The sequence below is a fragment of the Flavobacterium sp. LB2P53 genome, from assembly GCF_003970305.1.
Taxonomy (GTDB): Bacteria; Bacteroidota; Bacteroidia; order Flavobacteriales; family Flavobacteriaceae; genus Flavobacterium.
The window spans coordinates 18,689-32,542 of the sequence record NZ_RYDG01000009.1; the positions used below are offsets into that span (position 1 = coordinate 18,689).

Genomic DNA, 13,854 nt, shown 5'->3' on the forward strand with positions numbered 1-13,854 from the left:
AAAAACATGCAAGATAATCCACTAGTCACCGTTATTTGTTTGTGTTACAATCATAAAGATTATGTAATAGAGAGCTTAATGTCCGTATTAAACCAACATTACGATACTATTGAGTTGATTATCGTAGACGATTGCAGTACTGATAATTCTAAATCCGTAATTGAGAAATGGCTTCTGGATTATCCACAAATTCCATTTATAGCCAATGACACTAATTTAGGGAATACTAAGTCTTTCAATAATGCCTTAAAAACAGCAAAAGGGGATTATATTATTGACTTGGCTGCTGATGATGTATTATTGCCCAATTGCATCACTTCACAAATAAATGCTTTCAACAACACAACTTTTAAAAATCTTGGAATTGTATATGGAAACGTCGAATTAATCACTGAAAAAGGCAAACACGAATCTTATTATTTCCCTGTTGATAGCTTTCAAAAGGTAGTCAAGGAAAGAACAACGGGAGATATTTATGAATCCGTTCTTTCTGGTGGTGACTGTATTTGCTCCGTTTCATCAATGGTCAAAAAATCACTGTTCGATGCTTTGAACGGCTATGATGAAACGCTGGCGTACGAGGATTTGGATTTTTGGATTCGGGCTTCTCGAACGTACGAATTTGACTTTATTGATGCTATTCTAGTTCAAAAAAGAATTGTACACCACTCCCTAGGCACTCATTTTTTTAAGAAAAAAGATGCCAGAGCCAGAAAAATTAATCAGAGTACATATTTGATCCTTAAAAAAGCAATTGGGCTCAATAGAACAAAAAAAGAGGATAAAGCAATTTTAAAACGCATTCATTTTGAGATGATTCTCACCTATAAAACTGCTCATAATACGTTGTTACTGCGCTATATTATTATGGAAATTAAGTTGCGATTTCATTTGTTAGCTTCATAAACTACACTATCAAATACTCGTCCAGCAAGGCTTTCTCTCCTTCCCAATCTCTGGAAATGGCGTTTTTTATAAATTTTGCCGGAATACCACCAATCAAAATATTTGAACCAAATGACGTATAATCCGCAGTACACACACTACTGGAGCCTATCGTACAAAAATCAGGGGTAGTCGTATTTTGCAGTACCGTAACCCTGCTGGCTGCATAGTTGTAATTTCCTATTCTAATTGGTGCAGTCATTTTAAACTTTTCACCCGTAGTAGTATCCATCATCTGATGGAAATTAGTGTCCATGATTTGTGATTCCGAACCAAAACGGGCATAATCCCCCAATACAACATGCTCCATACAAATCAATTTTGCATTTGAGGCCAATGAAGCCATGTGTCCCAATTCGCACAATCCACCGTCACCAACATAAATAAAATAATCTTTACCTAATTGTATGTGACCTTTAAAAATGAGCGTTCCCAAAATAGTGATTTCGGCAATTCCTTTGTGAAGCGTATTTATTTCATAGGGTTGTCCAAAACCAATCATTCCTTTTTTGACAACCCCCTCAATTTTGATTGCACCCGTTATTGAAGTAAATTTTACTTTTCCATAAAAAAATACAGGGAGCTGCTTAGCAATAGGATACGGGAATTTTTTAAAATTAAAGTACAGTGTTTTGGTCCAGTTTACGGAATAATACAGTTGTAACCGATGATAAAAAAATCTTACTTTTCTGTAAACATTCTTAAGTATTTCAATCATTCTTTTTCTTAATTATAGCATTGAACAATTCTTTTAATGCGGTCTTTTTGTTCATTTCAAATAAAACAAAAACAATCGACACTACTACCATTAGTGACATTAAGCCATACTTTAAAATTGGATTTGGAAGGTATCGGAACAAAAAAGTTGCCACACACAGCAAGATGCAAATTAAATAAGTGTTATAAAAATCGCTTTCAAAATAAAACCCATATCTTTTTTTGGTGATTATTTTTAAACCCAAAAAATGAATGAAATAATAGAGCAAAAAACTAAATCCAAGACCTTCCAAACCATAATAATAATACCCTAAAACATTCAAAATAAGCGAAATGCTATTAAATCCAACAGCAGTTCGCATAAACATTTTCGAATCGCCTTTGGCAATCAAAATATAGCCCATTGACCACGAAACGGCCCGAAACAACATTGCTATTATTCCAAAACAAACCATTGGAATAATGGCGTTGAATTCCGGTGTAAATATAATTTTCACAATCAACGGAATGCACGTTAAAAACAAAATGATTACCGGTGTAATAATCAATATTGAAACAAACGATTGCTGAACAACACTGGTTCTTACTTTTTCATTATCCGCACTAATGAACGCTAATCTTGGAAAATAATCGGTACTCATGACCGTAAAAATTACTCCCACATAGGAATTCAACAAGGTAAAACCGGCATTATAAAACCCAACTTGTTCTAAACCACCCCATTTTCCAACAAAAATTTGAATCAAATACGTTGATAACAAGGTCAGCAAACCACTTAATGTCAATAAAATACCAAGTCTAATAATACTTTTTCCTTCGGTATTTCCTTGTTCTTTGGAAAACACATTTTTTTCAAATGGTATTTTTTTCGAATAATAAAAAGAAACCAATAGTGAGGCTAAAGAGGCAACTATGATGGTGGGGACAATGGCATCAATCCGGTAATAATAATACAACGGAATTGAAACTAACAACCCCAATCCATTTCCATAAAAATTAGCTTTGGCTAAAAACCGCATTTTTCTTAAACCCTGCAAAACAACCAGCTGGCCAATCATTAATTGCCGGAACAACAAGGTGATCGAAATAAAAACAAAGGTAAAAGTATGATTCGAATTCCCAAAAGTAATTTGGCTCAGCCAACTAGAAAACAGGATCACAAGAACGCATCCTAAAATCCCGGTTAGTACTGCGAGCTTTTTTATAAGTGCTGCTACAGATGCAATCGTACTTAAATTGTCGTTTTTGTAGCTACTGGAAAGGTGTTTTACACCACTGGTTTCAATCCCTAAACCAGTAACACCGCCCACAAGATTCATCGCCGAGTTCAACAAAGAAATAATCCCCATTCCCTCAGGCCCAATAAAAACAGTAATACACTTAGTCCGGATAACCCCAATAATAATCATAAAAAACTGAACACCTCCAAAAAGCGAAGTCGTTTTTACAATGCGATGATATGACGTTTTACTATCGGACATTTTTAATATGTATTTAAAATTGCAATAATATGACGAACCTCCTCCGGTGTCAAGGCAGGACTTATGGGCAAACTCAAAACTTCTTCATGAATTTTTTCAGTAATTGGAAAGGACAACATATTCCATCCCGCAGTCTCGGAAGAGAAAGCTTTTTGACGGTGGGGCGAAACTGGATAATGGATAACCGTTTGAATTCCGTTTTGACGTAAATATTCTTGTAAATCCGTTCTATCCTGAGTTCGAATGACAAATAAATGAAAGACATGATTGTTTGACAAATCCCAAAATGGAAGTATTATTTTATCGTTTTTTATTTCTGATAAATAGCGATTGGCAATTGTTCTTCGGCGGTCGTTCTCAGCATTTAAAAACGGTAATTTCACATTTAAAAAAGCAGCTTGCAATTCGTCTAATCTGGAGTTTATCCCTACATAGTCATTATAATACTTGGTTTCCGATCCGTAATTTCGAAGCGACTGAATAACCCTGGCTAATTCAGAATCATTAGTCGTAACGGCACCGGCATCGCCTAATGCCCCTAGATTTTTCCCAGGATAAAAACTATAGGCTTGGGTTTTTGGCTTTTGGTTTTGGGTCTTCGCACTTTCATCTTCAAAGGAAGCCCCGTGAGCCTGAGCCGCATCTTCTACTACTAATAAATTGTTTGCTGCAGCAATTTCATTTATTTTCTCCATTTCTGCCAGCTGTCCGTAGAGATGAACGACTAGAATAGCTCCTGTTTTAGAAGTGATTTTTGCTGTAATTAAATCGGGATCCAAGTTATAGGTTTCTAATTTTGGCTCGCTCAGAACCGGAATTAAATCTGCTTGCAAAATAGCGAGAATACTGGCAATGTACGTGTTTGCTGGCACAATGACTTCGTCCCCTTTTTGCAGTTTTCCTAACACGATATAGGCTTTAAAAATGAGCACTAAAGCATCAAAACCATTTCCCGTCCCAATACAGTATTTTGTTCCGCAATAAGCCGCAAAATTGGTTTCAAACTCGCTGACTTCATTCCCTAAAATATACCAACCATTCGCTAAAAACCCTTTTAATTTTTCCTGAAAAGCAGTCTCATAGGGCTTGTTTGTTTTTTTTAAATCTAAAAATGGTATCATACTAGATTCATTTTATAAAAGTCTTGACCATATACCGTGCAGCCTAATTCTTCTTTTTGTTTCAAAAGTCCGGCATGAAATCCGCTTTCATTAGTATCATTTACAATACCCATATCAAAAAAAAGCATGCCTTGTTTTTTGTATTTTTCTATTAAGGTAATAAATGCAAAATCCAATGCGCGCAACTCCTCGCCTTTTTTAGTGGTAGCTCCGTATTGTGATTTCACCACCGTTTCGGTTTCAAACAGCGTCACTCCGGCAACTATTACATCGTCATAATACACTGAAAATTGTTTGATGTTTTGCGGAAATAATATCTTTAATTTTGTGATTTCTTGCAAGGTATGAACTGGTTTTGCATTGTATTTTTCACGCAATCTTGGTTCTAAAACCAATTCCCAGAAAGAGTCCGGCTCCGCTTCCTCGACAAGTTGCAAGTCGAATGCTTCCATTTTTCTCAAATGCTTCAATTTACTTTTAGAAACAGTCAGTGGCATTGCTAAATTAATGGCCAAATTCATTTCTTTCTTCTCCAGAAAAGCGCCTTTTTTAAGCAGGAAAAACTCCATTTCAGCATTTCCTTTTGAAAGATAAAAAAAAGGGATTTGTTTCAAATAAAAGGATTGGATGCTATGGTCTTTAAAAAAAGACAAAAGACAGTCTACAAGTTCCGCTACTATTTCTGCTTTTATTATAGCTGAATAAACCAAGCCGCCATAGGTCAAACCCTGATGTGAAAAAATGCTGTTTTCCAATTTATTAGCTGGCAAAACTGCTACCAGTTTTTGTTTGTCATAAATCAGTACTGAAAAATCTTCAAAGCGATCCTCATGGTATTCCATAAAATCACGGTGAAACAAAAAGGTAGCATTTTTGGCTTGACCAATAAAGGAATTCCAATGGGTATAATCGCTTTTTTGATATCGTTTGACGGTATAATTTTTCACGCTTTGGTTTTAGACTTTGTGAAAGTAATCATTTTTTATTTAGGTTCTAAAGTGGGCAGATACCATTTGAATTTTACGGCCATCAACCGAATTATAATAATAAAAATTGACGTTGTTATGTATAAAATATCCTTATCCAAATTAAATTCTCGAAGCATAAAAAACAGCATTCCGCCCAGAATACAAATCGTGGCGTAAATTTCCCGTCTGAAAATCACCGGAATATCGTTGCATAAAATATCCCGAATAACCCCTCCAAAACAAGCTGTGATCGTTCCTAATGCAATGCATATAACAGGATGCAAACCAATATTTATTCCTTTTTCAAGACCAATTAATGTAAAAACGCCCAGCCCGACGGTATCAAATAAAAACAAAGAAGTGCGCAAACGATCAAATTTTTTCCTGAAAATAATCGACAAAACAAACCCCAAAAAAATCACATACACGTAATTCAGGTCCAGCATCCAGCCCACGGGCGTCCTACCAATCATAACATCTCGTAAGGTTCCGCCGCCAACAGCCGTTACAAACGCAATGATGAACACCCCAAAAGGATCGAGTTTTTTACTCATAGCGGTCAATGCGCCTGACATGGTAAAAGCAATCGTACCGACAAAGTCTAGAAAGTAAAACATTTAGATTGAAATTTTTTAAATATGGAATTTCTACAAAAATAAAGAAAATACTCGTAAAAATAACCAAAGCAACTGGCATTAATGCTGCTATTGCTTCCAAATAAATATTCGGATCAGATTAGAAAACTGGATTTTCTCTGTGTATCTTTGTCGTGTTTAATTAAATAGAGGAAAGCCTTGAAACAAATTACTTCGATACAAAATCCGCACATAAAATCCTTAGTGCAATTGCAGGAAAAAGCAAAAGCGCGCAAACAATCCGGTACTTTTTTGATAGAGGGAAAACGGGAAATTTCAATTGCCATCAAAGGCGGTTACGAAATAGAAACTTTATTGTTTTTACCTGAACTTTGTTCCGAGACTGAAGCGCATCAATTTTCTGAAAATGCAGAATTGATCGAAATCAACAAAGAAGTCTACCAGAAACTGGCTTATCGCGATACCACCGAGGGTATTTTGGCTATAGCCAAAACCAAATCATTGCGATTATCCGATTTAGAATTATCCGAAAACCCATTGATTCTAGTTGCTGAAGCACCTGAAAAACCGGGAAACATTGGCGCTTTGTTGCGCACTGCGGATGCTGCTAATCTGGATGCCGTGATTATTGCCAACCCAAAAAGCGATTTATACAACCCAAATATTGTGCGTTCCAGCGTAGGTTGTTTGTTTACCAACCAAATTGCAACCGGAACTACAGCAGAAATTATTGCTTTTTTGAAGGAACGAAAAATCAATTTTTATTGTGCAACGCTACAAAACTCCACTTCCTATCATACCCAAGATTACACCACACCAACGGCTTTAGTAGTAGGAACAGAGGCAACTGGCTTGACAGCAGCATGGCGAGAAGAAGCCACGCGAAATATTATTATTCCAATGCAGGGCGAAATCGATTCTATGAATGTTTCCGTTGCTGCAGCCATCTTGATCTTTGAAGCCAAAAGACAACGGGGATTTTAGACTGAAGATGAATGCTTTTTTGATAGGAGATTTCAAAATTTTCATTGGCACACCTAAAGACAATTGGTTTAGAGAAGTGCAACTTTCAGGTAAAAGAGAAATTTTATTTTGCTTCCAAACGTTCCCACAACTTTATGGTGCTATTTTTTCTGCAAAGACAGTAATTGTGTGGTAAAATGGAATAATCCTATTTTCATGCTGATGTGTATTTATTTTTAGAATGTGGGGCAATTGAAAAGCAGTCTGAATCACAATAAAACCCATTTCCGGACGGACTGATTTCAGTTATGACTTTCAAAATTTAGCGTTTAAAAAAATCCTGTAATATCGTGCTTAAATAAAATTGCATATCTGCTAACTTATTGCTATTTTTAAGAAATGAACCATGCCGTTATGATCGAAATAGATTTAGAAAAAGAAAATAAAGCTATAGCTCAGGAGTACAAAGAGTTACTTCGAATAAGCTACCAAACCTTGAGTGATGAGGACAAAAAACTCATCCGAAAAGCCTTTGATGTATCTGTAGAAGCCCATAAAGAGCAACGCAGAAAGTCCGGTGAAGCCTACATTTTTCATCCTATCGCTGTAGCAAAAATTGTTGCTTCAGAAATAGGTTTGGGAGCAACCTCTATTGCAGCTGCATTATTGCATGATGTGGTCGAGGATACGCCCACTACAATTCAGGACATCGAGCGCTTATTTAATCCTAAAGTAGCCCAAATTGTTGAAGGATTAACAAAAATATCTATGGTGCAAAGAGACCTGAACGTTTCAATGCAAGCCGAAAATTTTCGCAAGATGATTTTGACGCTAAATGATGATGTGCGCGTAATCCTGATTAAACTTGCTGATCGCCTGCACAACATGCAAACCATGGATTCGATGCAAGAGGACAAGCAGACTAAAATTGCATCTGAAACCTTGTACATTTATGCGCCACTGGCCCATCGATTGGGTTTGTACAATATCAAGACAAAACTGGAAGATTTAGGATTAAAATATACGGAACCAGCAGTATACAATGAAATCGTAAGTAAAATAAAAGAAACTAAAGAGGAGCAGGATGCGTATATTGAGGCTATTTCAAATATTTTAAAAACATCCTTAGATACTGAAGGAATTGATTATATCATAAAAGGCCGTCCAAAATCAATCTACTCCATCCGGAGAAAGATGCAGGCTCAAAATGTAAGTTTTGACGAAGTGTATGATAAATTTGCACTCCGAATTGTTTACAAATCAACTCCCCATGACGAAAAATTCATCGCCTGGAAAATATACTCCATTGTAACGGACCACTACAGGCCCAGCCCGAGTAGGTTGCGCGATTGGATTTCGTCTCCAAAATCTACTGGCTACGAAGCATTGCATATTACCGTAATGGGACCCAAAGGGCGCTGGATTGAAGTTCAGGTACGCAGCGAACGCATGGATGAAATTGCCGAAAAAGGATATGCTGCGCACTACAAATATAAAAATGGCGCTACCGAAGAAAGTGGTTTGGATGTCTGGCTCAATTTACTAAAAGAAGCCTTAGAGAATTCTGAGACAAATGCAGTAAATTTTGTGGAGGATTTCAAGATGAATTTATATTCAAAAGAAATTTTTGTTTTTACCCCAAAGGGAGAAATAAAATCCTTGCCCAAAGGTGCTACATCGCTTGATTTTGCTTTCAGCATTCACTCCGAAATAGGCATTCGCACCAGGGGAACACGTGTAAACGGAAAATTAGTCCCGTTGAATTTTGAATTAAAAAGTGGTGATCAAATTGAAGTAATCACGTCACAACATCAAAAACCAACGATCAACTGGCTGGATTATGTGACCACTTCAAGAGCCAAAACTAAGATAAAAAATGTTTTAAACGAGAACACCAAGAAAATTGGAGAAGAAGGAAAAGAACTGCTGACGCGTAAACTAAAGCATTTAAAAATAACTTTAAATGAATCTGTTGTAAATGAGCTAGTCAATTTTTTTAAGTTAAAAACAAGCTTAGATTTATTTTACAGAGTCGGGATTGGCGCTATAGAAAACCAACAACTCAAAGATTATGCGGCCCAAAAAAGCAATACTTTTATTAATTTTTTCAAGAATAAAATAAAACGAACCGCCAGCACAGCTGATGAGGACATTCATAAACCAATAATAAGCAGCAATTATGACATGCTCGTATTTGGCAAAGAACATGACAAACTGGATTATAAATTATCCCCGTGTTGCAACCCAATTCCCGGGGATGACGTGTTTGGGTTTGTCACGATAAACGAAGGGATAAAAGTGCATAAAAAAGATTGCCCAAACGCGATTGGAATGCAATCCAACTATGCCTACCGGATCATGACGGCCAAATGGATTGACTCTTCCCAAGAAGAATTCAAAGCCATCATAAACATAACCGGAATGGATGTTTTAGGACTTACCAACCAGCTGACAAAAGTGATATCGAATAATATGCATGTGAACATCCAGAGTATTTCTTTGAGCACAGAGGCAGGTATCTTTCATGGGCAGGTGGCCGTAATTGTTCAGAACAATACAATCTTAAAAAAATTAATCAATAATATCAAAAAGATTGATGGAATAGATAAGGTAACCCGAGTTTATAAAACCTAGAAAAGTTGCTGGTTTTTTACATAATGTAGCTTTTCATACCTGAAACGGAACAAACTTGAAACTAAACAAACCGGAAATTTTAATCTTTAAACTAAAAAATTTATCTTTGCCAGCATATGACACTCATTTCCACAGATAACAACAAGAATCAAGAAATTGTAAAAAATGTTTTCACAATGTATCTTGAAAAAAAAGGACATCGCAAAACGCCTGAACGTTATGCTATTCTTCAGGAAATTTACGATAGTGAAGAACATTTTGACGTAGAGAATCTCTACATCAAAATGAAAAATAAAAACTATCGGGTTAGTAGGGCAACCCTTTACAATACTATCGAATTATTATTGGACTGTGCTTTAGTGCGCAAACACCAATTTGGACAGAATCAGGCACATTACGAAAAATCATATTTTGACAAACAGCACGATCACATTATCATGACTGATACCGGTGAAGTAATCGAGTTTTGTGACCCTAGAATCCAAAGCATCAAAAAAACAATTGAGGAAATTTTCGATATAGAAATTACAAATCACTCCTTATACCTTTACGGTGTAAAAAAGGAAAAGAATACTCTGGACGAACAAGATCGTTCCTAAATACAAAAATTAACTACAAATAACATATAGAATGACGGTAGATTTATTACTAGGGTTGCAATGGGGAGATGAAGGAAAAGGAAAAATTGTGGATGTTCTTACTTCGAAATATGACATTATTGCACGTTTTCAAGGAGGTCCAAATGCAGGACACACTTTAGAATTTGATGGAATAAAACATGTTCTTAGAACTATTCCTTCCGGTATTTTTCATAAAACTGCTGTAAACATCATTGGAAACGGAGTTGTAATTGATCCTGTAGTTTTTCAAAAAGAAATTGAAGGCCTTGAAAAATTTAATTTAGACATCAAAAACAAATTAATCATTTCAAGAAAAGCGCATTTAATTTTGCCAACGCACCGCTTGTTAGATGCCGCATCAGAAGCATCTAAAGGAAAAGCAAAAATTGGTTCTACTTTAAAAGGAATTGGCCCTACTTATATGGACAAAACCGGAAGAAACGGAATCCGTGTGGGTGATATTGAATTAGAAGATTTTACAGATCGTTACAGAGCTTTGGCTGACAAGCACGAAGCCATGATAAAATTCTATGATGTTGCGATACAATACAATTTAGAAGAATTAGAAAAAGAATTTTTTGAAGCTATCGAAGAGCTAAAAAAATTAGACTTTATTGATAGTGAAGAATATTTACACCAAGCGCAAAAAGCAGGTAAATCAATATTATGTGAAGGAGCCCAAGGTTCGTTATTAGATGTTGATTTTGGAACCTATCCATTTGTGACTTCCTCTAATACAACTGCCGCAGGCGCTTGTACCGGTTTAGGGATTGCTCCAAATAAAATCAAGGAAGTATACGGAATCTTCAAAGCCTATGTAACACGCGTTGGAAGTGGCCCGTTCCCTACTGAACTTTTTGACGAAGATGGTGCAACTATGGCCCGTGTTGGAAATGAATTTGGATCAGTAACCGGCAGACAAAGACGTTGTGGCTGGTTAGACTTAGTAGCACTGAAATATGCGGTTCAGGTGAATGGTGTAACCCAACTGATGATGATGAAAGGGGATGTCCTTTCAGGATTTGAAACGTTGAAAGTATGTACGGAATACAATTATAAAGGAGAAAATATTTCACATTTCCCATACAACATTGAACCGGAAAATGTAACTCCAGTGTATCAGGATTTCAAAGGATGGAAACAAGATTTGACTGGTATGACCACATATGATGAGTTACCAATCGAATTAAAAGAATACATTGAATTCATCGAAAAAGAAGTAGAAGTGCCTATCAAAATTGTTTCTGTAGGTCCAGACAGAAAGCAAACGATTCTGAAATAAGATTATGAAACGTCCCGATAAATCGGGACGTTTTTTTTAGTTTAAAAATCAATTCCTACGAATGAAAAACCCAACCATTAAAATACAAAAAACCGAATTGCTCTCAGACAATTGGTACCTTTTAAACAAAGTCACTTTTGACTATCAAAAAAAAGACGACTCCTGGATTACCCAAAAAAGAGAAGTCTATGATAGAGGAAACGGAGCCGCCATTTTACTTTATAACACTTTACAAAAAACCGTTATTCTTACACGCCAGTTTCGCTTGCCAACCTATCTTAACGGGAATGAAACCGGCATGATGATTGAGGTTTGTGCCGGCCTTTTGGATCAAGACAATCCGGAGCAATGCATCATTAGAGAAACCGAAGAAGAAACAGGATATCGTATTTCTACAGTCAAAAAAGTCATGGAAACATATATGTCGCCAGGAGCTGTAACTGAAATATTGTATTTATTTGTTGGCGAGTACGATGAATCTATGAAAGTAAGTGACGGTGGCGGAGTAGCACATGAGGAAGAAAATATAGATGTGATTGAAATGTCTTTTGAAGAAGCGTATGCCATGATTGAATCTGGTCAAATGCAGGATGCCAAGACTATTATGTTACTACAGTATGCTAAAATTCATAATTTGGTTTAATGAGTAATCCCACTAAAGGAGTTCTATTTGCCTTATTTGCTACCTTGTTATGGTCCGTAAATATGGTCATCGCCAGTGGCATAAAAGACCACATTCCTCCTATAGGACTGGCCTTTTGGCGCTGGACAATTGCATGTCTCGTTTTGGCTCCATTTGCTTTAAAAAGCACTACTAGAAATTTCACAATTGTTAAAAAACACCTCCGGTATCTTGTGTTTACGGCGGTATTGGGAATCACTATTTTCAACACGTTAATTTACATTGCAGGAAAAACAACGAGTGCTGTGAATTTATCGCTAATCGCCATTTCGATTCCGTTATTTATTGTTGTAATCTCCAGAATTATTTTTAAAGAGACCGTATCTAATCTGAAAATCATAGGAATTGTAACTATAATCACAGGGGTTCTAGTGCTAATTACCAAAGGTTCGCTTCAGGCCTTGCTAAAAATCAACTTTACCATTGGGGATTTATTGATGCTTGTGGCTTGCTTCTTTTTTGCGTATTACACTATTTTAGTGCGTAAAAAACCACCTGAATTAACACCAAAAGTATTTTTGTTTAGTGTTTTTGTAATAGGCACACTGCTCCTTTTTCCTTTTTATCTTTGTGAACATTTGTTTTACAAAAAAGTTGTTTTTGACACTAAAACGATTCTGATTACCACCTATGTTGGCATTTTTGCTTCGCTGGTTTCTTTCTATTTGTGGAACGAAGCCATACGATTGATAGGCACATCGAAAACAGCTCTAATCTATTATTTAATCCCAATATTCAGCGGTATTCTTGCTTACTTTTTCCTAAATCAAGCAATTGGATTGATACAAATTATTAGTATGGGCATCATTGTTTCTGGTTTATTAATTACCAATAAGAAGTAATTTTTAATTTTTGACAAAATAGAAAAGCAGAATGAATTTATTTTCATTCTGCTTTCATGTTTATACGGTTTTCTAAAAAACATTATTTATTGGGCTGCGGAGTCATTCGCAAATACGGTTTAACCCTTTCGTAGCCTTTTGGAAATTTAGTCGGGATATCTTCATCTTTAACCGCAGGCGAAATTACAACACTGTCTCCATCTTTCCAGTTGGCCGGTGTGGCCACGCTGTAATTAGCTGTCAATTGCAGACTATCGATGACACGCAATAATTCATCAAAATTTCTACCGGTTGATGCCGGATAGGTCAATGTCAATTTTATTTTTTTGTCTGGTCCTATTATAAAAACGGAACGAACGGTGAAACTCTCACTTGCATTGGGATGAATCATGTCATATAGTTCCGCGATATGCTTGTCTTCATCGGCTATTATAGGGAAATCTACAGTAGTATTTTGAGTTTCATTGATGTCTTTAATCCATTCCATGTGTGAATCGACGCTATCTACACTCAATGCGATTACCTTGACATTTCGTTTTTTAAATTCAGGATAATACAGTGCTGCTGTTCCTAACTCAGTGGTACAAACCGGTGTAAAATCAGCGGGATGTGAGAACAAAATGCCCCAGGAATCTCCCAGCCAATGATAAAATTCTATTTTTCCTTGTGACGTTTCTGCTTCAAAATCAGGAGCAATATCGCCTAATCGTACTGTTGCCATGCTTGTTTATTTTAATAATTAGTAACACTGTAAGGTATTGAAATAAACACACTATAGAGGGAAAACAACTCTTAAAATTCTACTAATTTTTATAAAAACCAGAATGAAGCCCTTTAAAAAATAATGCCATTAGGAAACCAAATACCCTAAGCTCTGATAGCAGCGACATCTCCCGATTAATAAAAACAAGGCTATTCAGCCGTAGTTTATATTAATCGGGAATACAAGTACAGAGCAGGATACGAGCGAAGCGAACTGACGAAGTAAATATAGCTACGAAAA

At 36.2% G+C, this 13,854-nt stretch carries 13 protein-coding genes; 7 read left to right on the forward strand and 6 right to left on the reverse strand.

All coding sequences use genetic code 11. The annotated features are described in order from the left end of the window. Positions 1 to 6: 6 nt before the first annotated feature. The gene (locus tag EKL95_RS11535) at positions 7 to 906 is read left to right on the forward strand and encodes a glycosyltransferase family 2 protein (protein ID WP_126461102.1); all 900 of its coding nucleotides are present in this window, start codon (positions 7 to 9) and stop codon (positions 904 to 906) included. A 1-nt stretch (position 907) separates the two neighbouring features. Here the strand turns inward: EKL95_RS11535 and EKL95_RS11540 are convergent, their stop codons facing one another. Genes EKL95_RS11540 through EKL95_RS11560 form a run of 5 tightly spaced genes read right to left on the reverse strand, consistent with a single transcriptional unit; the run spans position 908 to position 5,849 of the window. After that, positions 908 to 1,663, reverse strand: a complete 756-nt coding sequence (locus tag EKL95_RS11540) for an acyltransferase (RefSeq protein WP_231507370.1) — start codon at positions 1,661 to 1,663, stop codon at positions 908 to 910. Beyond that, entirely contained in the window at positions 1,656 to 3,143 is a 1,488-nt protein-coding gene (locus tag EKL95_RS11545; protein WP_126564270.1) for an oligosaccharide flippase family protein, read from the reverse strand. The genes EKL95_RS11540 and EKL95_RS11545 overlap by 8 nt, the downstream gene beginning before the upstream one ends. 2 nt (positions 3,144 to 3,145) lie before the next feature. Further along, the gene (locus EKL95_RS11550; RefSeq protein WP_126564271.1) at positions 3,146 to 4,264 is read right to left on the reverse strand and encodes a DegT/DnrJ/EryC1/StrS family aminotransferase; all 1,119 of its coding nucleotides are present in this window, start codon (positions 4,262 to 4,264) and stop codon (positions 3,146 to 3,148) included. After that, on the reverse strand, positions 4,261 to 5,211 hold the full coding sequence (locus EKL95_RS11555) for a GNAT family N-acetyltransferase (RefSeq protein WP_126564272.1): 951 nt from the start codon (positions 5,209 to 5,211) through the stop codon (positions 4,261 to 4,263). The genes EKL95_RS11550 and EKL95_RS11555 overlap by 4 nt, the downstream gene beginning before the upstream one ends. Before the next feature lie 35 nt (positions 5,212 to 5,246). Further along, positions 5,247 to 5,849 (reverse strand): trimeric intracellular cation channel family protein, encoded by a 603-nt coding sequence (locus EKL95_RS11560; RefSeq protein WP_126556317.1) that lies wholly within the window; start codon positions 5,847 to 5,849, stop codon positions 5,247 to 5,249. 177 nt (positions 5,850 to 6,026) lie between these two features. Between EKL95_RS11560 and EKL95_RS11565 the strand changes: the two genes are divergently transcribed. From EKL95_RS11565 to EKL95_RS11590, 6 genes are all read left to right on the forward strand, one after another. After that, positions 6,027 to 6,812 (forward strand): TrmH family RNA methyltransferase, encoded by a 786-nt coding sequence (locus EKL95_RS11565; RefSeq protein ID WP_126556320.1) that lies wholly within the window; start codon positions 6,027 to 6,029, stop codon positions 6,810 to 6,812. Positions 6,813 to 7,205: 393 nt separating this feature from the next. Next, positions 7,206 to 9,425 carry a RelA/SpoT family protein gene (locus tag EKL95_RS11570; RefSeq protein WP_126556323.1) on the forward strand — a complete coding sequence of 740 codons (2,220 nt, stop codon included), beginning with the start codon at positions 7,206 to 7,208 and terminating at the stop codon, positions 9,423 to 9,425. 116 nt (positions 9,426 to 9,541) lie between these two features. Next, complete coding sequence (locus EKL95_RS11575; protein WP_126461125.1) at positions 9,542 to 10,024, forward strand: Fur family transcriptional regulator; 483 nt, start codon at positions 9,542 to 9,544, stop codon at positions 10,022 to 10,024. Positions 10,025 to 10,055: 31 nt separating this feature from the next. Beyond that, positions 10,056 to 11,327 carry an adenylosuccinate synthase gene (locus tag EKL95_RS11580; RefSeq protein WP_126461129.1) on the forward strand — a complete coding sequence of 424 codons (1,272 nt, stop codon included), beginning with the start codon at positions 10,056 to 10,058 and terminating at the stop codon, positions 11,325 to 11,327. Between the two features lie 61 nt (positions 11,328 to 11,388). Further along, on the forward strand, positions 11,389 to 11,970 hold the full coding sequence (gene nudK / locus EKL95_RS11585) for a GDP-mannose pyrophosphatase NudK (RefSeq protein ID WP_126515818.1): 582 nt from the start codon (positions 11,389 to 11,391) through the stop codon (positions 11,968 to 11,970). After that, positions 11,970 to 12,851 (forward strand): DMT family transporter, encoded by an 882-nt coding sequence (locus EKL95_RS11590; protein WP_126556329.1) that lies wholly within the window; start codon positions 11,970 to 11,972, stop codon positions 12,849 to 12,851. The genes nudK and EKL95_RS11590 overlap by 1 nt, the downstream gene beginning before the upstream one ends. 82 nt (positions 12,852 to 12,933) lie before the next feature. On the opposite strand, the gene EKL95_RS11595 is transcribed toward EKL95_RS11590, so the two are convergent. Further along, positions 12,934 to 13,572, reverse strand: a complete 639-nt coding sequence (locus EKL95_RS11595) for a peroxiredoxin (RefSeq protein WP_126556331.1) — start codon at positions 13,570 to 13,572, stop codon at positions 12,934 to 12,936. Positions 13,573 to 13,854 lie beyond the last annotated feature (282 nt).